Annotated in this window: 23 protein-coding genes; 13 read left to right on the top strand and 10 right to left on the bottom strand. The window is 64.1% G+C overall.

Going from position 1 to position 24190, the window contains the following annotated elements:
* Nucleotides 1-7: 7 nt before the first annotated feature.
* From LG3211_RS02595 to LG3211_RS02615, 5 genes are all read right to left on the bottom strand, one after another.
* Nucleotides 8-292: a hypothetical protein gene (locus tag LG3211_RS02595; protein WP_057941464.1), complete on the bottom strand. Its 285-nt coding sequence runs from the start codon at nt 290-292 to the stop codon at nt 8-10.
* A gap of 23 nt (nt 293-315) precedes the next feature.
* On the bottom strand, nt 316-1236 hold the full coding sequence (locus tag LG3211_RS02600) for a hypothetical protein (protein WP_148648710.1): 921 nt from the start codon (nt 1234-1236) through the stop codon (nt 316-318).
* 195 nt (nt 1237-1431) lie between these two features.
* On the bottom strand, nt 1432-2172 hold the full coding sequence (gene phbB, locus LG3211_RS02605; protein WP_057941466.1) for an acetoacetyl-CoA reductase: 741 nt from the start codon (nt 2170-2172) through the stop codon (nt 1432-1434).
* 143 nt (nt 2173-2315) lie between these two features.
* Nucleotides 2316-3644: a CitMHS family transporter gene (locus tag LG3211_RS02610; RefSeq protein ID WP_057941467.1), complete on the bottom strand. Its 1329-nt coding sequence runs from the start codon at nt 3642-3644 to the stop codon at nt 2316-2318.
* A gap of 281 nt (nt 3645-3925) precedes the next feature.
* Nucleotides 3926-5116 carry an OprO/OprP family phosphate-selective porin gene (locus LG3211_RS02615; RefSeq protein ID WP_057941468.1) on the bottom strand — a complete coding sequence of 397 codons (1191 nt, stop codon included), beginning with the start codon at nt 5114-5116 and terminating at the stop codon, nt 3926-3928.
* 210 nt (nt 5117-5326) lie between these two features.
* Between LG3211_RS02615 and LG3211_RS02620 the strand changes: the two genes are divergently transcribed.
* The 7 genes from LG3211_RS02620 to LG3211_RS27650 all read left to right on the top strand — a co-directional run bounded on the left by LG3211_RS02620 (nt 5327) and on the right by LG3211_RS27650 (nt 12853).
* Nucleotides 5327-6037, top strand: coding sequence for a response regulator transcription factor (locus LG3211_RS02620; RefSeq protein ID WP_057941469.1), 711 nt, complete (start codon nt 5327-5329; stop codon nt 6035-6037).
* Nucleotides 6030-7478, top strand: coding sequence for a sensor histidine kinase (locus LG3211_RS02625; RefSeq protein ID WP_057941470.1), 1449 nt, complete (start codon nt 6030-6032; stop codon nt 7476-7478). The genes LG3211_RS02620 and LG3211_RS02625 overlap by 8 nt, the downstream gene beginning before the upstream one ends.
* 65 nt (nt 7479-7543) lie before the next feature.
* The gene (locus tag LG3211_RS02630) at nt 7544-8656 is read left to right on the top strand and encodes an ABC transporter substrate-binding protein (protein ID WP_425479933.1); all 1113 of its coding nucleotides are present in this window, start codon (nt 7544-7546) and stop codon (nt 8654-8656) included.
* Nucleotides 8657-8872: 216 nt separating this feature from the next.
* Nucleotides 8873-11185, top strand: a complete 2313-nt coding sequence (locus tag LG3211_RS02635) for an NADP-dependent malic enzyme (RefSeq protein ID WP_057941471.1) — start codon at nt 8873-8875, stop codon at nt 11183-11185.
* A gap of 10 nt (nt 11186-11195) precedes the next feature.
* Nucleotides 11196-12251 carry a glycosyltransferase gene (locus tag LG3211_RS02640; protein WP_057941472.1) on the top strand — a complete coding sequence of 352 codons (1056 nt, stop codon included), beginning with the start codon at nt 11196-11198 and terminating at the stop codon, nt 12249-12251.
* An 89-nt stretch (nt 12252-12340) separates the two neighbouring features.
* Nucleotides 12341-12688 carry a hypothetical protein gene (locus LG3211_RS02645; RefSeq protein ID WP_057941473.1) on the top strand — a complete coding sequence of 116 codons (348 nt, stop codon included), beginning with the start codon at nt 12341-12343 and terminating at the stop codon, nt 12686-12688.
* Between the two features lie 33 nt (nt 12689-12721).
* The gene (locus LG3211_RS27650) at nt 12722-12853 is read left to right on the top strand and encodes a DUF6053 domain-containing protein (RefSeq protein ID WP_484502504.1); all 132 of its coding nucleotides are present in this window, start codon (nt 12722-12724) and stop codon (nt 12851-12853) included.
* Here LG3211_RS27650 and LG3211_RS02650 read toward each other — a convergent pair.
* Nucleotides 12820-13452 carry a flavodoxin family protein gene (locus LG3211_RS02650; protein WP_057941474.1) on the bottom strand — a complete coding sequence of 211 codons (633 nt, stop codon included), beginning with the start codon at nt 13450-13452 and terminating at the stop codon, nt 12820-12822. The genes LG3211_RS27650 and LG3211_RS02650 overlap by 34 nt on opposite strands.
* Before the next feature lie 99 nt (nt 13453-13551).
* Here LG3211_RS02650 and LG3211_RS02655 point away from each other — a divergent pair, with 99 nt between their 5' ends.
* Nucleotides 13552-14436 (top strand): LysR substrate-binding domain-containing protein, encoded by an 885-nt coding sequence (locus LG3211_RS02655; protein ID WP_057941475.1) that lies wholly within the window; start codon nt 13552-13554, stop codon nt 14434-14436.
* Between the two features lie 177 nt (nt 14437-14613).
* Here LG3211_RS02655 and LG3211_RS02660 read toward each other — a convergent pair whose 3' ends face one another.
* Nucleotides 14614-15492: a LysR family transcriptional regulator gene (locus tag LG3211_RS02660; RefSeq protein WP_083512268.1), complete on the bottom strand. Its 879-nt coding sequence runs from the start codon at nt 15490-15492 to the stop codon at nt 14614-14616.
* An 86-nt stretch (nt 15493-15578) separates the two neighbouring features.
* On the opposite strand from LG3211_RS02660, the gene LG3211_RS02665 reads away from it, so the two are divergent.
* From LG3211_RS02665 to aceE, 3 genes are all read left to right on the top strand, one after another.
* A complete protein-coding gene (locus LG3211_RS02665) occupies nt 15579-16223 on the top strand; it encodes a glutathione binding-like protein (RefSeq protein ID WP_057941477.1) in 645 nt (214 codons plus the stop codon).
* Nucleotides 16220-16549 (top strand): DMT family transporter, encoded by a 330-nt coding sequence (locus tag LG3211_RS02670; protein WP_057941478.1) that lies wholly within the window; start codon nt 16220-16222, stop codon nt 16547-16549. The genes LG3211_RS02665 and LG3211_RS02670 overlap by 4 nt, the downstream gene beginning before the upstream one ends.
* Nucleotides 16550-16927: 378 nt before the next feature.
* Nucleotides 16928-19633, top strand: coding sequence for a pyruvate dehydrogenase (acetyl-transferring), homodimeric type (gene aceE / locus LG3211_RS02675; protein WP_057941479.1), 2706 nt, complete (start codon nt 16928-16930; stop codon nt 19631-19633).
* 65 nt (nt 19634-19698) lie between these two features.
* Here aceE and LG3211_RS25345 read toward each other — a convergent pair whose 3' ends face one another.
* The 3 genes from LG3211_RS25345 to LG3211_RS02680 all read right to left on the bottom strand — a co-directional run bounded on the left by LG3211_RS25345 (nt 19699) and on the right by LG3211_RS02680 (nt 22635).
* Nucleotides 19699-21024, bottom strand: coding sequence for a hypothetical protein (locus LG3211_RS25345; protein ID WP_148648711.1), 1326 nt, complete (start codon nt 21022-21024; stop codon nt 19699-19701).
* Nucleotides 21021-21440 (bottom strand): ATP-binding protein, encoded by a 420-nt coding sequence (locus tag LG3211_RS26230; protein ID WP_338041417.1) that lies wholly within the window; start codon nt 21438-21440, stop codon nt 21021-21023. Before LG3211_RS26230 ends, LG3211_RS25345 begins: the two co-directional genes overlap by 4 nt.
* A 53-nt stretch (nt 21441-21493) precedes the next feature.
* A protein-coding gene (locus LG3211_RS02680) for an IS3 family transposase (protein ID WP_148648703.1) occupies nt 21494-22635 on the bottom strand; the annotation gives its coding sequence in 2 pieces (ribosomal slippage) (nt 21494-22398 and nt 22398-22635; 1143 coding nt in all).
* A 37-nt stretch (nt 22636-22672) separates the two neighbouring features.
* Here LG3211_RS02680 and LG3211_RS02690 point away from each other — a divergent pair.
* Both LG3211_RS02690 and LG3211_RS02695 read left to right on the top strand, forming a co-directional pair.
* Complete coding sequence (locus tag LG3211_RS02690; RefSeq protein WP_148648712.1) at nt 22673-23188, top strand: hypothetical protein; 516 nt, start codon at nt 22673-22675, stop codon at nt 23186-23188.
* Nucleotides 23189-23658: 470 nt separating this feature from the next.
* Entirely contained in the window at nt 23659-24186 is a 528-nt protein-coding gene (locus LG3211_RS02695) for a hypothetical protein (RefSeq protein WP_148648713.1), read from the top strand.
* The last annotated feature ends 4 nt before the right edge of the window (nt 24187-24190 follow it).

Below are 24190 nucleotides of genomic sequence, written 5' to 3' on the forward strand. Positions count from 1 at the left end.
GCCGTCGTCATTTGGGCCGATACAGAACCACGTTGCGAACGTTGTTCTGCACCAGCATCTGGCCGACCCATTCCGCCCGGTGAGCCGCAGGCGCGGTGGCTGTGGCGGCCAGTATGGTGCAGCGCGCCGGGCGACCGCCGCTGGGGTGGTCGTTGAAACTGATTTCGTTATTGGGCTTGGCGCCGTTGCGGATGACACAGCCGACGAACACGAAGCCTTCCGCTTCCTCGCCCTGTATCCGGTTGGTGATCTCTTCGAAGGTGAATTTAGCGCCGATCTTGGTGCTGTACATCCGGGCGATCTCCGCGATAAGGGTCAGGTATCGATGGGTAATCCGGCCTTCTTCAACTCTTTCTTCAGCGTCTCGATATCCGGGAACTTGGCCTTGTTGTTCTTGCGCACCCGGTTCATCGCCTGCTTGGTCTTGACCAAGCGGTCCTTGTCGTCGCTATGGCTGGCGACCTGATCGCCGTTGGCCTTGATGAAGGCATCGAGTTTGTCGAGATCGGCCTTGTCGAGCTTGTCCACGAAGGCGCCGACCCAATCGGTATCGGCCTCGCGCTTGGCGATTTCGGCCTGAGTCACCGGTTCGAGCTCGCGCAGTTCGACCATGCTCTGCTGTTCTTGCTCGTTGGCCGCTTTCTGCACGCCGAGAATGGCGCCGTTGATCGTGCCGGCGTGGTAGTAATCGATCACGTCGGCCAGCGCCGAAGGCCCGGGATACTCGACGATGTCCTTGGTCATCGCGCGACGGATGTCCAGCAGCTTGGTCTTGCGGTTGGCGTCCATCTGCGCGACCAGCGCGTCGAGCGTCCGGTCGAACATATAGTCTTTGTCGTAGATGTTATTGCCGCCCTGGATGAGCACGGACAGCGCGATATAGTTGTTCTTGACGCCGGCCGAATCGGTCAGCGACGCGGCCACGTCGGTCATCAGCGACAGCGCGTTGGACGCCGCGCGCGAATGCTTGCGGTTGGCGACGATCTCGTGACGGAACTCCATGTAGCGGATGTCGCACACCGCCATCAGCTTGGTGGCGGCGAGCGTGCGCTGGCTTTCGCTGGTCGCCCCGACCAAGTCCTCGATCAGGTTCTCGGTCTTGAACGAGCTCTTGCTCTCCAACTGCTTGGGCGTCACCAGGGACTGCGGGGCGCCGCGAAACGTGGCGCAGCCGCCGGCCGCCATCGCGCAAAGACATACCGCCAGCGCCACGGGCGCTTTCCATAGCATGAACATGTTGATTTCCCCTGTCGCGATGACCTAGAAGCGGTCGCGCCTCGTCGGGCGTTACCTCACCTAACGCAAGGTTGCCTTCGAAACGGACAGGGATGTCGCTGTAAAAAAAGTAGCGAATTGGACTGACGTTGAGCGGCACAAATCACCCCGTCGCGGCACTGCGCAGAGGGACTTCGTGAGGCAGGCGGCCGCGGCTCACCCCATCTGCAACCCGCCATTGACGGCATAATCCGCACCGGTCACGAACGCCGCATCGTCCGAAGCCAGCCACGCGCACAGGCTGGCGATCTCTTCCGGCTTGCCGAGCCGCCGCACCGGCACCGATGCGGCGAGGCGGTCGAGCACGTCGGGCGGGAACGCGCTGATCGAGGCGCTGGCGACGTAACCCGGCGACACGGTGTTGACCGTCACCGCGCGCGCGGCGAACTCCAGTGCGAGCGAGCGGGTGAAGCCGTGCATGGCCGACTTCGCGGTGGCGTAGTTGACCTGGCCGATCTGGCCCTTCTGCGCGCTGACCGAACCGATGTTGATGATCCGGCCCCAGCCGCGCGAGGCCATGCCGTCGATCACCTGCTTGGTGATGTTGAACAATGTGTGCAGGTTGCCGGCCATGACCGCGTTCCAATCGTCGCGCGTCATCTGCCGGAACAGCACGTCGCGGGTGCCGCCGGCGTTGTTGACCAGGACATCGACCTCGCCGACTTCGGCCTTGACCTTGGCGAACGCGGCCACGGTGGAATCCCAGTCGGCGGCGTTGCCTTCGGAGGCGATGAAGTCGAAGCCCAGCTCGCGCTGCTCGCGCAGCCAGCCGGACTTGCGCGGCGAGTTCGGGCCGCAGCCGGCGACCACGGTGTGGCCGCTGTGCGCGAGTTTCTGGCAGATCGCGGTGCCCAGGCTGCCCATGCCGCTGGTGACGTAGGCGATACGGAGTGTCATGGCTTCACCTTGGAGCGAGGAATGAGTGGGGGGAGTGAGGAATGAGTTCAGAGGAGTGAGGAGTGAGTAAGAGCAAGGGCGGGGAGCTTTGGCTTCTACTCACTCCTCACTCCTCACTCCTCTGAACTCATTCCTCACCAACGTCAGGCGGCAAAAGGATAGAGGGCGAACAGCAGCGAGGCGGCCAACAACAACAAAGAGATCAGCACGGCCCATTTCAAGGTGAACTTTTGGTGGTCGGCGAAATCCACGTTGGCCATGCCGACCAGCAGATAGGTCGAAGGCACCAGCGGGCTCAACAGATGCACCGGCTGGCCCGCCAGCGACGCGCGCGCCATCTCCACCGGGGTGATGCCGTAATGGCCGGCGGCTTCCGACAGGATCGGCAGCACGCCGAAATAGAACGCGTCGTTGGACATGAAGAAGGTGAAAGGCATGCTGGCGATCGCGGTGATCACCGCCAGGTACGGGCCCCAGGCGTCGGGGATCACCGCCAGGAAGCTGCGCGACATCGCTTCGACCATGCCGGTGTTGGACAGGATGCCGGTGAAGATGCCGGCGGCGAAGATCAGCGACACCACCGCCAGGACGTTGCCGGCGTGGTTGCCGATGCGGCGGCGTTGTTCGGCCAGATCCGGGTAGTTGATCACCAGCGCGATGGCGAAGCCGATCATGAACAACACCGGCAGCGGCAGCAGGCCCATGATCAGCGCCGCCATCAGCGCCACCGTCAGCGTCGCGTTGACCCACAGCAGCTTGGGCCGCTTGGTGTCTTCGCTGTCGGCCAGGGTCGGCAGATTGTCGCTGGCGGTGTCGAGTTCGGGATTCCAGTCGGCGGCGTGGCCGTCGAGGGTCACGATGCCGAGCCGGCGCCGCTCGCGCAGGCCCAGGTACCACGCCAGCGCGATGATGCCGAGCAGCGAGACCACCATCGCCGGCAGCAGCGGCACGAACACTTCGCTGGGGTCCACGTGCAAAGCGGTGGCCGCGCGCGCGGTCGGCCCGCCCCACGGCGTGAGATTCATCACGCCGCTGGCCAGGATGGTCACGCAGGTCAGGTTCAAGGCGTTCATGCGCAGTCGCTGGAACAGCGGCAGCATCGCCGAGACGGTGATCATGTACGTGGTCGAGCCGTCGCCGTCGAGCGAGATCAGCATTGCCAGCACCGCGGTGCCGACCACGATCTTGACCGGATCGCCCTTGACCAGCTTGAGGATGCGCTTGACGATCGGATCGAACAAACCCGCGTCGATCATCACCCCGAAGTACAGGATCGCGAACATCAGCATCACGCCGGTCGGCGCGATCTTCTTGATGCCCTCGATCATCATCTCGCCGATGCCGGCGCCGAAACCGCCGAGCAGGGCGAAACCGATCGGTATCACGATCAGAGCCACCAGCGGCGACAGCCGCTTGCTCATGATCAGATACATGAAAGTCAGGACCATGCCGAAGCCGAGCGCGGTCAACATGAAGTTATTCCTTTTGAATGCACCGATGCGACAGGGCGCGGCAGCGCGGAAACAACGAAGATTTCATCCCGCCGAGCGACAAGACTCTCACCGTGTCGAACAACGAAACCCTCACCCCGTCATTCCCGCGAACGCGGGAATCCAGGGCCTTTCGTGCGAGAACGCTTGAAGTCACTAGATGTTCGGCTCCGCCGAAGTAAAGCGGAGCCCGCGTTCGCGGGAATGACGAGCAAAAAAGCGTAGAGACTCGAAATCCGAATCAGAAACTTTGAACGCGGCTCTCAGAAGTCGTACTGAAACCGCCCCACCACCGCACGCGTGCGATCGAGCGTGCGATCCGCCAACCGATCGCGATTGCGGCTGCCGATCCAATCCAGCATGAAGCGAAGATTCGAGCGCAGATGCCAGTTCACCCCGACGCTGGCCTGATCCATCGACACATCGCTGAAGCTCGCCGCGCCGTTGAGGTGCTGCTTGCCGCGGATCGTGTCGTAGCGCGCCGCCACCTGCCACGCGCCGCTGCTGCGCGTCGGCTTCACCCGGCCGTAGCGGCCGGACTTGCTGTCGTACGGCGTGGTCTCGCCGGTGATGAACCAGCCGACCAGGCCGTAGGCCGAACGGATTTCGCCGCGCTGCGAGCCGTCGTCGAAATTCGCCCCGCTCACTTCGGACTGCAGATACCAGGGGCCGTGGGTGAAGCCGAACTCCAGCGAATATTTATCGACATCGGTATCGAGCCCGCGGTTGAAATTCACCAGGGTCGCGCGGCTGTTGTCGGACAAGTGTCCGGCCGGACGCGGCGCGATGCGCAGGCCGTTGGCGCCATCGCGGCCGGGGTGGTCGTAATACTCGCGCGCCAGCGACAGGCCCAGGTGCAAGGTGTCGCCGTCGTCGTGGCGCGGCGCCCAGGTGCCGCGCGCGCCGAACGCGCGGCCCTTCACTTGCCACACATCGATGCTTTCCAGGCTGTAGACGCTGCCGCCGATGGTGTAGTCCTCGCCGGCGGTGATCCAGGCCGCGCCGAGCCGGTACAACGGCGCGACGGAACTGGCGAACATGCTGCGCTCCATGAACGCGCCGTAGTTCGAACTGATGCGGTCGTCCAGGGTGAAGTACTGCTTGAACTGGCCGATGGTCAGCTTGCCGGCCTTGAAATCCTTCGTGACATAGACGTCCTTGGCCTCGACGTTGTCGCCGCTGAACTTGTCCTGCAGGCCGGCGAAGTCGCCTTCGATCTTGTAGCCCCAGCCGTAGAACCGGCCCGACACGTCCAGCCACAGCCGGCGCACTTCGCTGTCGTCGGGATTGGCCGTGCCGCGATCGTCGTTGTCGAACTGGGCGAAGTCCCAGTGCACTCGGCCGCCGAGTTCGGCGGTGACGGGCTTGTCGCCGGCTTCATCGGCATGAACGACGCCGGACCCGGCGAACAGGCACAGCGCGACACACGCGCCGGCGTGGTGGACAACAGCCATCGATGTTTCTCCCGACCCTGCTTTTCCCGCAGTTTTCCGCGCGACACACGGCGCGCACTGCGCTTATAGTTGGGTCGGCCCGGACGGCCTGTCCCAACCCCTCCAGCGCAGGCTAGGCGGTCGAAGCTGTCAACGACCTGTCATCGCGAAGGGTCTTTACTACGGCCGCTGACTGAGTGCGGCTTCTGACTGGGCGACGGAGCCCGTTTAATGCGCATTCTTTTGGTCGAGGACAACGCGGATCTGGCCGACGCCATCGTCAGGCGCATGCGCCGCAACGGCCACGCCGTGGACTGGCAGTCCGACGGCCTGCAGGCGGCCAACGTATTGCGCTACCAGTCCTTCGACCTGATCGTGCTCGACATCGGTTTGCCGCGGCTCAACGGCCTGGGCCTGCTGGCCGGATTGCGCGAACGCGGCGACACCACGCCGGTGCTGATGCTGACCGCGCGCGACGGCATCGAGGACCGGGTCAAGGCGCTGGATTCGGGCGCCGACGATTACCTCAGCAAACCCTTCGATTTCCGCGAGTTCGAAGCGCGCTGCCGGGTGCTGCTGCGGCGCAACCGCGGCCAGGCCGCGGGCGTGGTGCAGATCGGTGCGCTGAGCTTCGACGCCGGAGCGCATCGCGTCACCCTCGACGGCGAAGCGATCGAAGTGCCCAATCGCGAATTCCGCCTGCTGGAAATCCTGATCGGCAAACTCGGGCGCGTGGTCAGCAAGGACGAGATCGGCAACGGCCTGTTCGGTTTCGACGACGAGGCCGGGCCGAACGCGATCGAGCTGTACGTCGGCCGCTTGCGCAAGCGCCTGGCGGCGGCGCCGCTGCGCATCGTGACCGTGCGCGGCGCCGGTTATCTGATCGAAGCGGCCGACGCGGCCGGCGCCGAGCCGCCCGGCGCGGAGCCCGCCGATGGCTGAGCCCGCGCGCACCGCGGCCGAACGCCGCGACTCCATCGGCAAGACCTTGCTGATCTATCTGGGCGTGCTGTCGCTGATCGGCGCGGTGCTGCTGTTCGCAGCCGCGCGCAGTTACGGCCGCGCCGCCGCGGATCGTTCCTACGACCACCTGCTGATCGCCTCGGCGCTGTCGATCGCCGACAGCGTGGCCCTGGTCGATGGCCAGTGGCAGGTGGATCTGCCCTATGCCGCGCTGGACCTGCTGGCGATGGCGCCGGAGGACCGCGTGTACTACCGCGTCGCCAGCCGCGAAGGCGCCACCATTACCGGTTACAGCGACCTGCCCGCGCCGCCGTCGCCGCCGCTGGACGGCAAGCCGCGGTTGTTCGATGCGATGTATCTGGGCGAGCGCACCCGCTTCGTCGCGGTGTCGCGCTGGGTCGCCGGGCCGTTCGCGCAGGGGCAGGCGATCGTGCAGGTGGGGCAGACGCGCATCGCCCGCGAAGCGCTGGCCGACGATGTGGTGTTGCGGGCGCTGGTGGCGATCATCGCGGCCTCATTGGCGGCGCTGGCGCTGGTGTGGGTCGGCGTGCACCGCGCGCTGCGCCCGGTGCAGAAACTCGAACGCGATCTGTCGCTGCGCGAGCCGTCCGATCTGCGGCCGGTGACCGGCGCGGTGCCGTTGGAACTCGATCAACTCGTCGGCGCGCTCAATCGCTTCATGGCGCGGCTGTCGGCCAGCAACGAAACCCTGCGCGCGTTCATGGGCGATGCCGCACACCAGATGCGCACGCCGCTGGCGGCGCTTCGCGCGCAGGCGCAGCTGGCGCTGGACGAAGACGATCCGGCCGAACAGCGCCGCAGCCTGGTGATGATCGAGCGCAACGCCAGCCACATGAGCCGGCTGTTGAATCAGCTGCTCAGCGACGCCAGCGCGATCCACCGCTCGCATCTGCAGCAGTTCGAAACCGTCGATCTGGCCGAGCTGCTGCACCAGGCGATCTTCGAATCGATCCCGCAATCGGGTCCGCGTCCGGACCTGCGCCTGGCCGCGACCAATCATCCGGTGCTGGTGCGCGGCGACGCGCTGCTGCTGCGCGAGGCGATCAAGAACCTGATCGACAACGCGCTCAAGCACGGCCAGCCGCACTCGGTGGATCGCAAGCATGTGGATCAAGGCGAGGGCGGGCCGTTGCAGATCGCGCTGACCGTGAGCGACGGGGAAGCCGTGCCGACCGCGGTGCTGACCGTCGCCGACCACGGCCCCGGCATCGCCGCGGCCGATGCGCAGACCGTATTCGAACGCTTCGCCCGCGGCCGCGATGCCGCCGACGGCGGCGCCGGCCTGGGGCTGGCGATCGTCAAGCGCATCGTGGACAGCCATGGCGGCCGGATCGACCTGTCCAATCGCGTCGGCGGCGGGCTGGTGGTGACGTTGCGGCTGCCGAGGGCTTTGTCGTGAGAGCGAGGAACGAGTTTGGAGGAGTGAGAAACGAGAAAAGGCCCGGGCGCTGGCGGTCATCCGCCGTGCGCCGCTTGTGCCTCTACTCATTTCTCACGCTTCTGCACTCGTTCCTCGCGGCCAGCGCCTGCGCCGCCCCCGGCGACATCCGCACCTTCCAATCCCCGCAACCCGCCACGGCCAGCCTGCGCATCCACGGCTCGACCGATATCGAGAACTTCGCCGCGGTCATCAACGACTACCAGCGTCTGAATCCCGGCACCGAAGTCGAGTACACCGATCTGGTCGCCCAGGACGTGTACGCGCGCCATCTCCAGGCCGGGCCGCGCGCCAGCGCCGATCTGCTGATCAGCAGCGGCATGGACCTGCAGACCAAGCTGGCCAACGACGGCCACGCCCTGGCCCATCGCTCGCCCGCCACCGCCGCGTTGCCGGCGTGGTCGCAGTGGCGCCACGAAGCCTTCGGCATCAGCTACGAACCGGTCGTCATCGTCTACAACAAGCGCCTGTTGCCGGCCGCGCAGGTGCCGCACACGCGCCGCCAGTTGCTGGCCCTGCTGCGCGATCCGGCGGCGAAGCTGTCCGGGCGGGTCGGCACCTACGATGTCGCCCGCAGCAGCGTGGGCTATCTGCTGGCGACCCAGGATCACCAACTCGGCAGCATGGCCGGCGCCTTGCAGGCCGCGCTGGGCGACAACCGGGTGGTGCTGGAGGAACGCACCGGGCCCTTGCTCGACCGGGTCGCCAAGGGCGAGCTGGCGCTGGCCTACAACGTGCTGGGCTCCTACGCACAGGCGCGGATCGACGCCGGCGCGCCGCTGGGCATCGTCCTGCCCGAGGACTACACCCTGGTGCTGCTGCGCACCGCGCTGATCCCGCGCACCGCCGCCAACGCCGCCGAGGCCGGGCGCTTTCTCGACTACCTGCTGTCGCCGCGCGGCCAGAGCATGCTGGCCCGGCATGTCGGCCTGCAGCCGGTGCTGCGCGCGAACGTGGCCGGCGACGGCACGCCGCTGGGACCGCAGGCCCGCGACGGCGCCCGGGTGCGGACGCTGCGGCCGATCCCGCTGGGGCCGGGCCTGCTGGTGTACCTGGACGCGCTCAAGCGCCGCCAGTTCCTCGACGCCTGGCGCAGCACGGTCCAGCCGCAGCGCAAGGCCGGGGCGGCGGCGCCGTGAGCGCCCATACGCGGGCGTCGGTTACGCGCGCCGCGGCGCCCGGCGGCTCCGGCCGGCCACTGGCGCAAAGACCGCGGCGAGCGTCGCGGTTACAACTGTGTACAACCCCAAAGTACTAATGAATGACGCCCGGCGGCCGCGCGAATCCGCCCTGACGATCCATTAGACTGCACCTTCACGCCATGTTCGCGCCCCTGCCACGGTAGCCCCCAAGCGATGTCCGACAACGATCTGAAAACCGCCGCGCTCGACTATCACCGCCTCAGCCCGCCGGGCAAGATCAAGGTCACCGCGACCAAGCCGATGGTCACCCAGCGCGACCTGGCCCTGGCCTATTCGCCGGGCGTGGCCTACGCCTGCGAGGCCATCGTCGATGACCCCAACGCCGCCAGCGAACTCACCGCGCGCGGCAACCTGGTCGCCGTCATCAGCAACGGCACCGCGGTGCTGGGCCTGGGCGACATCGGCCCGCTGGCCGGCAAGCCGGTGATGGAAGGCAAGGGCGTGCTGTTCCAGAAGTTCGCCGGCATCGACGTGTTCGACATCGAAATCGACGAACGCGATCCGGACAAGCTGGTGGACATCATCGCCTCGCTGGAGCCGACCTTCGGCGGCATCAACCTCGAGGACATCAAGGCGCCGGAATGCTTCATCGTCGAGCGCAAGCTGCGCGAGCGCATGAAGATCCCGGTGTTCCACGACGATCAGCACGGCACCGCGATCATCGTTGGCGCCGCGGTCTACAACGCCCTGGAAGTGGTCGGCAAGAAGATCGAAGACGTCAAGCTCGCCACCAGCGGCGCCGGCGCCGCCGGCATCGCCTGCCTGGACATGCTGGTCGCGCTGGGCATGAAGCCGGAGAACATCCTCGCGGTCGACCGCGACGGCGTGCTCTACACCGGCCGCGGCAACATGGACCCGGACAAGCAGCGCTACGCGCGCGACACCGACAAGCGCACCCTGGCCGACATCATCGCCGGCGCCGACGTGTTCCTGGGCCTGTCCGCCGGCGGCGTGCTCAAGCCGGAAATGGTCGCGACGATGGCCGACAAGCCGATCATCCTCGCCCTGGCCAATCCGTACCCGGAAATCCTGCCCGAAGACGCCAAGGCCGTGCGTCCGGACTGCATCATCGCCACCGGCCGTTCGGACTACCCGAACCAGGTCAACAACGCGCTGTGCTTCCCGTACATCTTCCGCGGCGCGCTCGATGTCGGCGCCACCGTCATCAACGAAGAAATGAAGCTGGCCTGCGTGCGCGCGATCGCGGCGCTGGCGCGCATGGAATCGTCCGACCTGGGCGGCGCCTACGGCGGCGAGGTCCCCACCTTCGGTTCCGAATACCTGATCCCGCGTCCGTTCGACCCGCGCCTGCTGGTGATGCTGGCCCCGGCCGTGGCCAAGGCGGCGATGGATTCGGGCGTGGCCCAGCGTCCGATCCTGGACATGGACGCCTACGAAGAAAAGCTCAGCCAGTACATCTACCGCACCGGCCTGTTGATGAAGCCGGTCTACGACCGCGCCCGCGCCGACCGCAAGCGCGTGGTCTACGCCGAAGGCGAGGAAGAAACCGTGCTGCGCGCGGTGCAGACGGTGATCGACGAAGAACTGGCCTATCCGATCCTGATCGGCCGCCCGGACGTCATCGACACCCGCATCAAGCGCCTGGGCCTGCGCATGCGCGAAGGCGTGGACTTCGAGTTGACCAACATCAACGACGATCCGCGCTTCAACGAATACTGGCAGCAGTACCACGCGCTGACCGAACGCCGCGGCGTGACCCCGGCGGCGGCGAAGAACCTGCTGCGCTCGCGTCCGACGCTGATCGCCGCGCTGATGGTCGAACGCGGCGAAGCCGACGCGATGATCTCGGGCCTTGTCGGCCGCTTCCACAAGAAGCTGGGCTACATGCGCAGCATCTTCGACTTCGACCCGGGCGTGTCCGGCACCTCGGCGATGACCGGCGTGATCAACGACCAGGGCGCGTGGTTCTTCCTCGACACCCATGTGCAGGTCGATCCCAGCGCCGAGCAGATCGCGGAAGCGACCTTGCAGGCGACCTATCGCCTCAAGCTGTTCGGCGTCGAGCCCAAGGTCGCGCTGCTGTCGCATTCCAACTACGGCAGCCACGACAATCCGTCGGCGGCGAAGATGCGCAAGGTCCGCCAGATCGTCAAACAGCGCCAGCCCAAGCTGGAAATCGACGGCGAAATGCAGGCCGACACGGCGTGGGACGACGTGCTGCGCAAGCGCATCTTCCCCAACGCGACCCTGCACGGCCGCGCCAACCTGTTCGTGCTGCCGAATCTGGACGCCGCCAACATCACCTACAACATGGTGCGGGTGATGACCGACGGCGTCGCCATCGGCCCGATCCTGATGGGCCTGGACAAGCCCGCGCACATCCTGACCCCGGCCTCGACCCCGCGCCGCGTCGTCAACATGACCGCGATCGCGGCCGTGGACGCGCAGATCCGCGCCTTGCGCGAAGCCGATCGCAAGGGGCTGTCGGAGCTCGGCGGGGTCTGATGCCGCGCGCATGGGCGAAGGGGGCGCGCTGAACGCCGTACTGGCCAGCGAATCGCTGCCGGCATCGGCGGCCCCCACGTTCGCCCCGGTGGCCGAGCCGCGGCCGCAGGTCAGCGTGCTGCTGCTGTGCTTTCGCGACGCGGACTACATCCGCGCCGCGATCGAAAGCGCCTTCGCCCAGACCGTGCCGTGCCAGATCATCGTCTCCAACGATTGCTCCGACGACGCCACCTTCGACATCGCGGTGGAGATGGTCGCCGCCTATCGCGGCCCGCACCGCGTCAGCGTGCGCCGCACCGAGCGCAACCTGGGCGTGTCGGCGCATTTCAACGATGCAATGACGCTGGCCCACGGCGACATCATCGTGATGATGGCCGGCGACGACATCGCCTATCCCGAACGCGTCGCCACCATCGTGCGCGCGTTCGACCAAGCGCCCGATGCGATGGTGCTCGGCAGCGATTTCGACGGCATCGGCACGCGCGGCGAACCGATCAAGGTCAGCTTCCGCGTGCGTCCGGAGCGGTACGAACTCGATTACTACGTGCGCATCGGCCGCCTGATCGGCCTGCTCGGCGCGACCATGGCGTTCCGCCGCTGCGTCTACGACCGCTTCGGCCCGCTGCTCGGCCCGATCGAAGACAACGCCCTGAGCCTGCGCGGCGCGCTGCTGGGCCAATCGCTGTGCCTGCGCCAGCCGCTGATTCAATACCGGCGCCATCCCGGCAGCGTCAGCGGCACCGTGTTCGCGCGCGACGAACCGCGCGCGGTCGCCACCCGCCGCCGTTACGAGCGCACCGTGCAGTTCTACCGCGGCACCGCCGACGATCTGGAATCGTGCCTGCGGCAGATGCCGGAACTGCCCGAACCCAAGCGCCGCCTGGCGCGGCAAGTGCTGGCGATGTACCGCATCGAAGCCGACGCGCGCGAAGCCATCATCGCGCAACCGCGCTGGCGCTGGCTCGGCCCGGTGATGCGCGGCCTGGCCCAGCGCGGCCTGCGCCGCAAGAGCGCTGAGCGCGCCTTGAAGCTGCTGCTGCCGCGCTCGTGGTTCGGCCTGCGCTGATTCGCGCTCGAAGTGGCCCGCTGTTGTGGGAGGGCCTTCAGGCCCGATGCTTTTCGCTCCGATCGCCATCCCCCAAGGCCCCGCCCCGCATGAGCTGGTACCTCACCCTGCGCCCCGCCGCATCGCAACCCGAGCCGGCGGACACCGAAGCCCTGACCGCTTACCTCACCGCGCAACCCGAACTGCGCCAGATCGGCCCGGTCGAATTCGAATCCGTGCCCGGCCAGCCGCAGATGCTGATGATCCTGGCCAAGGACAACGGCCGCGGCGGCTACGCCAGCGACGGCAAGTTCATTCCGCGCATCGACATCATCGAACTGATCTGTCCTTATTCCGAACCGCCGGAGTGGTACGACGCGATGGCCGCGCGCATCGCGGCGCATCTGCGTTGGCGGGCGGTCGAAGAAAACGAAGAGCGTCAGGTCTGGCCGGTTTGATCGCGCTTCGAAGCCGCTTTGGCCCTTGATCTTGTGGGAGGGCCTTCAGGCCCGATGCTTTTCGATCAGATAGCCAGAACACATCGGCCTGATCGAAAAGCATCGGGCCTGAAGGCCCTCCTACAGAGACTTCAACGCGGCGAATCCATCTGCAAGTCCAGATAAGGCCGCTCGAAGAACTGCCGCCCCAAGCGTTCCGCCGCCGCCACCGACCCCTGCGGATCGCGCGCAACCTCGCCGCGCCCATTGCCCCACCCATGCACCGCGCCGATGAACTGCGAATGCGTGTAGCGCGCGTACTCCTGCAACTGATGCACGATCCCCAGCGCGATCGCCGGATAGATTTCTTCCGACGATGTCAGCAGCGCCACGCGCTTGCGCTTGATCCGCTCGCGCACCTGCGCCGAGCCGGCATGGCTCTTGGCGAAGTAACAAAACATCCGGTCGAAGAACACCTTCGCCTGCCCCGACATCCCGTACCAATACACCGGCGTGCACAGCGCGATGCCGTCGGCGGGCAAGAACTGATCGACGAACAACTCGCCGAACCCATCGTCGATCCGGCAGCGCCCGTTGTCGTCGCGGCACTGCCGGCAATCGCGGACCAACCCGTCGAGGTGATCGTCGATAAAGCGCACCGCCGCATCGATCCCGCCCGCCCGCGCGCCGCGTTCCACCGCTGCGGCCAAGGTGGCGCTGTTGCCGTCGCGGCGCGGACTGGCGACCAGGATCAACAGGCGGGCAGGGGTGTGGGCTTCGGTCATAGAGGCGGTTCCGTGGCGGGAGCGATGAATCTATTTGCTGCCTACGCCTGCCACAAATGACGATAATCGCTCCGACATGAGCCAGATTCAGGCCAGACCATGTTCGCCGAGCTTCCGCTGACCGCCCTGCGCAGTTTCGAATCCGCCGCCCGCCACCTGAGCTTCAAGGCCGCGGCCGAGGAACTGCACGTCACCCCGACCGCGATCTCGCACCAGATCAAGCAACTGGAGCACTGGCTGGGCCAGGCCCTGTTCGAGCGTCTGCCGCGTGGCGTCGCCCTCACCACTGAAGGCCGGCGCCTGTTCCGCGATCTGCACGGCGCGATGCTCGACATCGCCCAGTCGCTGGATGCCTTGCGCCCGCGCCGCAGCAGCGGCGGCCTGACCGTGACCACCACTGCCTCGTTCGCCGCGTTGTGGCTGATCCCGCGCCTGGGCGGCTTCTACCAGCAGCATCCCGACATCGCCGTGCGCATCGACACCGGCGCGCAGGTGATCGATCTCAACCAGGACGCCAGCGTCGATCTGGCCATCCGCTACGGCGGCGCGGTGCCGGCCGGTCTGCATCGGCACGGCGGCATGCAGGAACACTTCGGCGTCTACGGCGCGCCCGCTCATATCGAAATCGAAGCGGCCAAATCGTCGCCGACCTTGATCACCGTGGCGTGGGGCGATTCGCGGCTGTACGAATGCAGTTGGGAGACCTGGTGCGAACGCGCCGGCCTGGACTGGATGAAACCCGGCGTGGTCATGCGCGCTTACGACGAAGAGCACTACGCGCTGCATGCCGCGAGCGCGGGGCAGGGCCTGGTACTGGCCAGTTCGGTGGTGACCGCCGGCGCGGTAGCGCGCGGCTTGCTGGCGCCGTATCGGCCGCAGATCACGGTGCCGGGCGAGCGCTATCACGTGCTGTGCGTGCCCGGCCGGGAACGGCATCCGCCGGTGAAGGCGTTCTTGCGGTGGTTGGATGGGGAGATGGGGTGAGTGGGGCGGCTTTCGGGTGGCTACTCGCTGAAGTCGCTGGATTCCCGCGTTCGCGGGAATGACGGTAGGAAGATGACGTAGTAAATGGAGCCGCGAACGTTTTTGCTCGTCATTCCCGCGAACGCGGGAATCCAGCGACTTCAGCCGGCCCCTCCAGCGCAGCTCCCGTCCAATCCCCTAAGCCACCTCAACCCGCCCAGGCAACCACCCCATCGCAAACTCCCGCAACAACTTCACCCGAGCCGAGCGCCGCAGATCCGGATGGATCGCAAACCACAACTCCGTAGGCACCTCCGCCATCGGCGCCGACAACCGTTTCACCCCGCCCGCGGCGTCGGCGAAATAGCACGGCAGCAACGCACGTCCGATCCCCGCCTGACACGCCGCCAACGCCGCCGGCAACGAATTCACCCGCATCGCGATGCGCGCCTCATCCACGTTCGCGCGCAGCCAATGCGCCGACGACAAATGCGACAAGGCATCGTCGAACCCCACCCACTCGCCGTCGGACAACGCCGAGCGCTTGCCGACCTTCGCACCGCCAGCCGCATACACCGCGGTGGAAATCGAAGCGATTCGCCGCACCGACAACCCGTCGGGCATCAACGCGCTCGCCCGCAGCGCCACATCGGCGTCGGGCTGCTGCAGATTGACGAAGGCATTGGCGACGATCAGATCGCAACGCACCTGCGGATGCTCGGCAGTGAATGCCGCGCACATCCGCGCCGCGACCCCGGCCAGGGTGTCGGGAATGGTGATGCGCAAGCGCCCCTCGGCCTGCGCATCGCGCCCGGCCAGTTGCCGTTGCAGGCGATCGGCATCGTCGAGAATCCGCTGCGCCGCGGCGATCGCGATCGCCCCGGCCTCGGTCGCGGTATAGCCGCTGCGGCTGCGCCGGAACAGCGCCGCGCCCGCGCGCGCCTCGATCGCCGCCAGCCGCCGGAACGCGCTGGAATGATCCAGCGCCAACGCCTTGGCCGCGCCGCTGAGGCTGCCGTGCGCGCCGATCGCGCGCAGCAGATCGAAATCTTCCAGGGACAATCGAGGTTGTCGCATCCGCAAGCAATCCTTGGGGTCGCGCCGTATTCCGGGCGTCGGGGCGTTCGAGGAGAGTAGCGCCACTCCCTCACGGATACACGCTCATGAAGCTCTACTACACCCCGCATACCTGCTCGTTCGCCCCGCATATCGTCCTGCGCGAACTGGGCATCGAGGCCGAACTGCGCCGCGTACGCATCGGCCCGGACCCCATCGTCGTCGCCGACGGCCGCGACTTCCGCGAACTCGGCGCGCTCGGCTACGTCCCGCTGCTGGAACTCGACGACGGCCGCGTGCTGCACGAAGGCGTGTCGATCCTGCAATACCTCGCCGACCAGCACCCCGACAGCGGCCTCGCCCCCGCGCCGGGCAGCGCCGAGCGCATCGAGTTGAACCAGTGGCTGACCTTCATCAGCTCGGAACTGCACAAACTCTTCAGCCCGTGGCTGTTCCACCCCGAGTACGGCGAAGCCCCGGCGCGTATCGCCCGCGAACGCCTGCAGCCGCGCCTGGCGCTGGTGGACCGCCATCTGGCCAAGAACGCTTTCGTGCTGGGCGAGCGCTTCAGCATCGCCGACGCGTACCTGTACACCATCGCCGGCTGGGCTCGCGTGCTGAAGATGGACCTGCATCCGTACCCGGCCCTGGACGCTTATCTGGACCGCATCGGCCAGCGCGACAGCGTGCGCGACGCGCTGCGCCGCGAACGCGAGGACGCGCGCGCACAACCCGAGCGAGCGCCTGCATGAAAGCCTCGACCGCATGGATGATGCTGATCGCCGCCGGCTTGATCGACGTGGCCTGGGCCTTGTCGATGAAACTCTCGCAGGGCTACACCCGGCCGTGGTGGACCGCGGCCTCGGTGGTCACCTTGATCGCCTTCGTCTGGCTGCTGGGCCGCGCGCTGACCGCCCTGCCGGTCGGCAGCGCGTATGCGGTGTGGACGGGCATCGGCGCCGCCGGCACGGTGCTGATCGGTTCGATGCTGTTCGGCGAATCCATCACGCCGATGAAGCTGGGCGGGGTGGGGCTGATCGTTGCGGGGATAGTGGTATTGCGCGGGGCGCCGGCTTGATGGCTTGGACAGCAAGAGCAAATCCCCCCTGGCCCCCCTTTTTCAAAGGGGGGAATCCATCTCGGGGATTTCAGTGGCGGCGACCGCACTGCTTCGGATAACCGGGACACATCACCGCATCACCCACCACGCCCCCAACCCGAAGGATTCCCCCCTTTGAAAAAGGGGGGGGGCAGGGGGGATTTGCTCTTCCAGCCGCCAACCCCCAACCAAACCCCACCGTATCCCCCGCCCCCGCACCATTCATCCATAGCCAATACGAACTATCCCACCCCACCGACCACCCAAAGCAAGCCGAACCCCATCCCCCGTTTGTTAGACTCGACGCTCTAATCCGCCCCCCAACATTCGAGGCGCGGCCACGGGGCCGCGAGATAGATGAACCAGCCGCTTGCCAGCTCCCTGCACGACCTCCTGCAGAACGACCCCGACCCGACCGAAACCCAGGAATGGGTCGAATCCGTCCAGGCCGTCATCGCCCGCGACGGCGCCGAGCGCGCCCACCAACTGCTCGAAGGCATGGTCGAGGTCACCCGCCGCGCCGGCGCCCACCTGCCGTTCCAGCCCACCACCGAATACATCAACACCATCCCGCCGCACCTGGAGGCCAAGAGCCCCGGCGACGCCGCGATGGAATGGCGCATCCGCTCGCTGATCCGCTGGAACGCCATGGCCATGGTCGTGCGCGCCAACCGCAAGCCCGGCGACCTCGGCGGCCACATCGCCAGCTTCGCTTCCGCGGCCACCCTGTACGACGTCGGCTTCAACCACTTCTGGCGCGCGCCCTCGGCCGACCACCCCGGCGACGTCATCGGCGTGCAAGGCCACAGCTCCCCCGGCATCTACGCGCGCTCCTTCCTCGAAGGCCGCATGAGCGAATCCCAGCTCGACAACTTCCGCATGGAAGTCGACGGCCGCGGCCTGAGCTCCTACCCGCACCCGTGGCTGATGCCCGATTACTGGCAAGTCCCGACCGTGTCGATGGGCCTGGGCCCCATCAGCGCCATCTACCAGGCGCGCAACTGGAAATACCTCGAAGGCCGCGGCCTGATGCCGAAGTCCGACCGCAAGGTCTGGGCCTTCCTCGGCGACGGCGAAACCGACGAACCCGAATCCCTGGGCGCCATCTCCGTCGCCGGCCGCGAAGGCCTCGACAACCTGGTCTTCGTCATCAACTGCAACCTGCAGCGGCTCGACGGCCCGGTGCGCGGCAACGGCAAGATCATTCAAGAGCTGGAAGGCCAGTTCCGCGGCGCCGGCTGGAACGTCATCAAGACCATCTGGGGCAGCTACTGGGATCCGCTGCTCGCGCGCGACACCACCGGCAAGCTGCGTCAGCTGATGATGGAAACCGTCGACGGCGAATACCAGAACTGCAAAGCCTTCGGCGGCAAATACACCCGCGACAATTTCTTCGGCAAATACCCGGAGACCGCCGCGCTCGTCGCCAACCTGTCCGACGACGACATCTGGCGCCTCAACCGCGGCGGCCACGACCCGCACAAGGTCTTCGCCGCCTACCAGGAAGCCGTCAACACCAAGGGCATGCCCACCGTCATCCTGGCCAAGACGGTCAAGGGCTACGGCATGGGCGCATCGGGCGAATCGCTCAACCCGACCCACGGCACCAAGAAGATGGACGACGAAGCCGTCCGCCTGTTCCGCGACCGCTTCAACATCCCGGTCAGCGACGAACAGCTGAAAGACGGCGCCGTCCCGTTCTACCACCCCGGCGAAAAATCGCCGGAAGTCGAATACATGCTCGAGCGCCGCAAGGCCCTCGGCGGCTTCCTGCCGCAGCGCCGCCGCAAGGCCAGCACCTCGCTGGACGTGCCCAAGCTCGAAACCTACGACCGCCTGCTCAAGAGCACCGGCGAGCGCGAAATCAGCACCACCATGTCGTTCGTGCAGGCCCTCAACATCGCATTGCGCGACAAGCAGGTCGGTCCCCGTATCGTCCCGATCGTGGCCGATGAAGCGCGCACCTTCGGCATGGAGGGTCTGTTCCGCCAATTGGGCATCTACGCCCCGCATGGCCAGAAGTACAAGCCGGTCGACCGCGACCAGCTGATGTACTACCGCGAAGACACCACCGGCCAAGTGCTGGAAGAAGGCATCACCGAAGCAGGCGCGTTCTCGTCGTGGCTCGCCGCCGCGACCAGCTACAGCACCAACGACCTGCAGATGCTGCCGTTCTACATCTACTACTCGATGTTCGGCTTCCAGCGCATCGGCGACAGCGCCTGGCAAGCCGCCGACATGCGCGCGCGCGGCTTCCTGCTGGGCGCCACCGCCGGCCGCACCACGTTAAACGGCGAAGGCCTGCAACACGAAGACGGCCACAGCATGGTCCAGGCCGGCCTGATCCCGAACTGCCGCAGCTACGACCCGACCTTCAGCTATGAGGTCGTGACCCTGCTGCAACACGGCATGCAGCGCATGCTGACCGAACAACAGGATGAGTACTGGTACCTCACCCTGATGAACGAAAACTACACCCACCCCGACATGCCCGAAGGCAGCGCCGACGGCATCATCAAGGGCATGTATCTGTTGAAGGACGCCGGCAAGCCCAAGAAGGGCGAATTGCGCGTACAGCTGATGGGCAGCGGCACCATCCTGCGCGAAGCCATCGCCGCCGCCGATCTGCTGGACAAAGACTTCGGCGTCACCGCCGACATCTGGTCCTGCCCCAGCTTCAACGAACTCGCCCGCGACGCCAGCGACGCCGAGCGTTGGAACCGCCTCAACCCCGAAGCCAAGACCGCGCGCAAGCCGTACATCACCGAACTGCTGGAAGGCCGCCAAGGCCCGGCGATCGCCGCGACCGACTACATCCGCATGTACCCGGAGCAAGTCCGCGCCTTCGTGCCGATGCGCTACACCGTGCTGGGCACCGACGGCTTCGGCCGTTCCGATACCCGCGCCAACTTGCGTCGTCACTTCGAGGTTGATCGCTACTACATCGCGCATGCGGCCATTGCGGCGCTGGCGGCGGAAGGGAAGATGACTGGGAAGGATGTGGCGAGGGCTATTAAGCAGTACAAGATTGATGTGGAGAAGCCGAATCCGTTGGGGGTTTGATATTCTAATGCGCAACAAAAAAAAGCAGCCGAAAGGCTGCTTTTTTTTGTAACTTAATGTCTGAATTAATCAATCTTAATAAGTCCCGGGCGGCTTGCATGTGAGGCGAATGCAAATTCGATTGCGGCGCACATGTTTTCTCGCAAACGCCATTTTGCAATTAATTTATATTCAGAGAACTGTTTTTCTGAGAGTGCGGCTGTGTAATTAAAATTGAGGATGAGCTTGAATATCTTCTCGTCAAATTTAAATTCCGTCGTTGGAAAGATTGCCTCTGAGGCCTTGCGAGGCCCGACTGCGTTTACGCCGATGGGTTGCAAAATTTCAGCAGCTAAAATCAATCGATGCGTCCCCGCTTTTGGCTGCGCTTCGTCACAGGCTGCCCGTAAACCTACAAGGCGCCATTCATACTTTGAAGCGAGCTCAACTAGCTTTGCCTCCACTTCCTCTTTAGGCTGAAGATAGCTGACCAATATTTGTTCTGAGGTATGCCCCTGGAATAGTTGGAGCATTGTGGCCTCAGGGAGCTCGTATACTGCCCCTCTAGTTCCAGGCTTAATAGGTGCGTGTGTATCCCGCGCTGAGTGATGCATTGTATTTAAATCTGCTTTTTCATTCTGATCTAAAGTAATGCGCTTGGCAGGATTGGATATTGCTTTGGCCCATATTTCTTTGAGTTTCCCATCTTCGTCAGGCAGATGATGCAGTCGATCGAAAAGAAACGGTGTCAGGCCGCCGTTTATGGCCTTCATTTCATTGTCTTTTACATTATCTGAGCCGACAGCGGATTGCGCGACTGACGTCAAAAGACGTTCCAGATGTTTTGCTGATTCCCCAAGAAACATTTTCTTTCGGTTAACGAAGCCGCAGAGCTTTCCTATCAGCTCTCCACAAGCTAAATCAACGGCATTTTCCCAATAGAGAAGCGCGGTTGCCTGGGGTTGATCGCTGAGCAGTTTTTTAATTTCAGCTGCGACTTTAAGCATATCAAAGCCATTTTCGCCAAGAAACTCTTCCTTTGCCATTAAGAGGCTGGCGAGCGGCTGCGGGATGTTCGGATAGTGATCGCTTATATGCGATACTAACTCATCGCGCTTGTTTTTATCACTAGTCCAGATTACAAGAACATAAGGGCCATTGTCCTGAGCTATGACCTGCTCGAGGATCGACGCGGTTGTGTCATAAAGTGCCGCGCCCGCTTGATGGCCTGAGACCAGATGGATGTCTAAAAATAATAGTCGTATCCCCCTGACTGATGATTTTGTCGAAGGTTTGCCGGCGGTAACTAAAACTGGAAGGCAGCTTGTGTCCATCGATTCCAATGACCGCTGTATAGCATCGATGGCGTCCTTTTCATCGTCGATTACAGCAATTCGCGGCGCAGGAATCATTTTTCTATCCGACCTTCTGGAAAGGTGAAGGAAATAATCGCTCCGCTGATATCCGATGGAATATCGATATCTGCAGGAGCGGGAAAGGTCAACTGCCCGCCGTTCAATTGTGTTGCCATTGAGGCGTAGTAAAGCCCTAATCCCATGCCGTCGGGGCGGCGGGTAAAAAACGGCCTCACCAGGGTTTCTGGATCATCCGAGAAGCCGGGTCCGTTGTCTCCAATTACCAACTGAACGCCTTCCCCAGCTTCCCTCAGTATCGCTATGTGGATACGGCGCACGGGCTCTTCGTTTTTATCAAGATCTGGCCATCGGACTCGGAGCCAATAAAGGCTATTGTCGATCAGGTTCGTTAGAGCTCCGAGCAATAATTCTTCAGATCCTCTTACTGATACTGGGGGGGCCGTGTCGTTCAAATCATATGTGACATGAACTTGATGTGAATCGCCCAGGTTTTTGTAGACAGTCGTCAGCCGTTTAGTGCGTACCGCCTTTCAAACTCTATCGGGGACAGGCCATTGTTGGAACTGTGCCGTCGTTTGGGGTTGTAGAACAGCTCGATGTAATCGAACACATCGCCTCGTGCTTTGTCATGGGTATGGTAGATCCGTTGCTTAACCCGTTCGCGCTTGAGCAACTGGAAGAAGCTTTCCATCGCGGCGTTGTCGTGACAGTTACCGCGTCGGCTCATGCTGCACACGATGCCGTGGGCCTTCAAAAAGCTCTGCCAGTCTTCGCTCGTGAACTGACTGCCTTGATCCGAGTGCAAGAGCAAACCAGGCGCGGGCTTGCGTCGCCACACCGCCGCTAGCAGCGCCTGCAGCACCAGATCGGAGTGCTGCGTTGGACGCGTGGCCCAGCCCACGATCCTGCGGGAGAACAGATCGAGCACGACGGCCAAGTACAAGAAGCCTTCGTGGGTGCGAATGTAGGTGATGTCGGTCACCCAGGCCCGATTGGGTTCTTGCGCTGTGAACTCACGCGCCAGCACGTTGTTGGCGACGGCGCCGATCGGCCCGCTCAACGGCCGCGGCCGCCGGCCGTAGCCCACCATGGCGCGCAGCCCTTCTTGCTTCATCAAACGCGCAACGCGGTGTTTGCTGCACGTTTCACCCAACTCGCGCAGGTCCGTGGTGATCTTGCGATGGCCGTAGATCGAGCCGCTTTCCAACCAACTGTGCTTGATCAATCCCAACAGACGTTGGTCGTCGCGTGCACGCGCACTGGCCGGCGCGTGAAGCCAAGCGTAGTAACCGCTGCGGTTTATGCCCAAGACACGGCACATTGCGGCCAGGCCGAACTCGTCGGCGTGCTGCTTCATGAAGGCGTACTTCACCTTTACCCCTTGGCAAAGTACGCGGCGGCTTTTTTTAGGATGTCTCGTTCTTCAGTCACGCGCCGAAGTTCTGCCTTCAGGCGTCGCACGTCCGCGTTCTGATCTTTTTCCACACGACGAACCACATCGCTTTTGCCTTGCTGACGCCGCCAGCCGTACAGGCTGTGCACCGACACGCCCAGGCGCTCGGCTACTTCGGCCACCGGCCGCCCGTACTCCACGATCTGACGGACCGCTTCGATCTTGAACTCATCGGTGTATCGCTTCGCGCTCATAACCACCTCCACTTAAGCCATAGTTTATGGCTGCGAGATGTCTACGAAACCCTGGGCGATTCAGTCAGCGCCGCAGAGCGATGCTCCCAGTTTGACGATCGAGGACATTCTTCGCCTGCCGCTTGAACAGGGAGCCGATGGCTACGACCGCATATCCAAGGGCCTTCGTTCGATAGGTCAGTTCAGCGTATTCCGTCAAGAAGGAGTGTTGACACTGTCCGACGGTCACCGGATCAATATCGTTGTCGACTACACCAGCGCCGGCATCCTCAGCATCGGCGTGGACAAAGCCCGATGCTTTACGTTGAAGGATGCCGTCAGGATCACAGGTGCCAAGCCCGTGTCGGCGGTCAGCTATCCCTATGTGGAAGGCCCTAATTACGACACTTACTCAGCGATTGCCAATGGCGTTGATGTGAACATTGGGAAGTTCACGGCTGGCGAGAATTGCTTGACGGAAATCCATTTGGTGGATGTGCAAACTGCAGCCGAATTCGTTATGAAGAACAAGCTGGAGCTGCCCGCGAAAAATCTGCCTGTCCTCAAGCCTTAGCGAAGATGCGGACTTCAAAAGTCTGCATGAATCAAAACCAAGATCAGGTGGTCGGAGTCAGCGGGACCTTGACGAAAGGACGCATCAGAGTGCTCTCAGCATGGACTACGGAGAGAGTGTCGCACTGGATAAATGGCTCCCGAGCTTGCGACGGAGAACGCCAGAACTCTCGTGCACGCATATCCACCAATTCCGCATATTTTCAGCGCCTTTGCCCTGGTCGTCTGCGGCCAGCGCATAAAGATCGCAGCGGTTGTTGTTCATCAGATGACAGCTCGCTTATGCTCAACGAATCCCCTCTGCCTGCGGTGCAAGCAATGCGCAACTTTCAGTTTCGCTGTGTCGCTGCAGCCGTTCGGCCGCACGCAGTCGCGTCCGCGCTGATCGTCCTCAATGTCCTCGCCGTCAGCGCGTGCGCTCACGGCCCGACACCACCACGCCACGCCGCTACAACTCAGGAGCCTCATGACATGACGTCGTCCGACCAGTACAGAATCAGCACTGCCAGCGAGCATCCCGATCTGACGCCAGGAGAGGTCGCACGACGGATGCTCCGGTTGGCGGAGGCGCTACAGTCGATGGATGAGGTCACCGTTGAAAGTGTGACGGAGCGTACCGGCTTGCCGCTCAAGTACGCACCGTTGGGCAAGGTGCACGCCTTCGCCATAAAGCTCCCGGAATCTGGGTGGAGCTACGGTGTTACCTACGAGCAGGACGGGTCCTACAAAGCGGTGGAGCTTGCGTACCGCCATGCAGACATCAATGAGGCATCGATGTCGCCGGTGTGCGAAGTTGACCTCGCGGCGGCATCCAAAGCACTTAAAGGCGCTGGCTATTCCGGCAAGGTGGAAGCCGACGAAATAGGACAGGCGACGGAATATGTCTTTCTACGTTCCCACATGAAAGTGCGGATCGTGCCTGCCGCCGAGTCCGCGCCGATCGATGGAAAAGCCGCCCGTTCCTGTATTCAGCAGCTGACGATCTCTTCGAGGGATTGAACAT

It is taken from the genome of Lysobacter gummosus (assembly GCF_001442805.1).
Lineage (GTDB): Bacteria > Pseudomonadota > Gammaproteobacteria > Xanthomonadales > Xanthomonadaceae > Lysobacter > Lysobacter gummosus.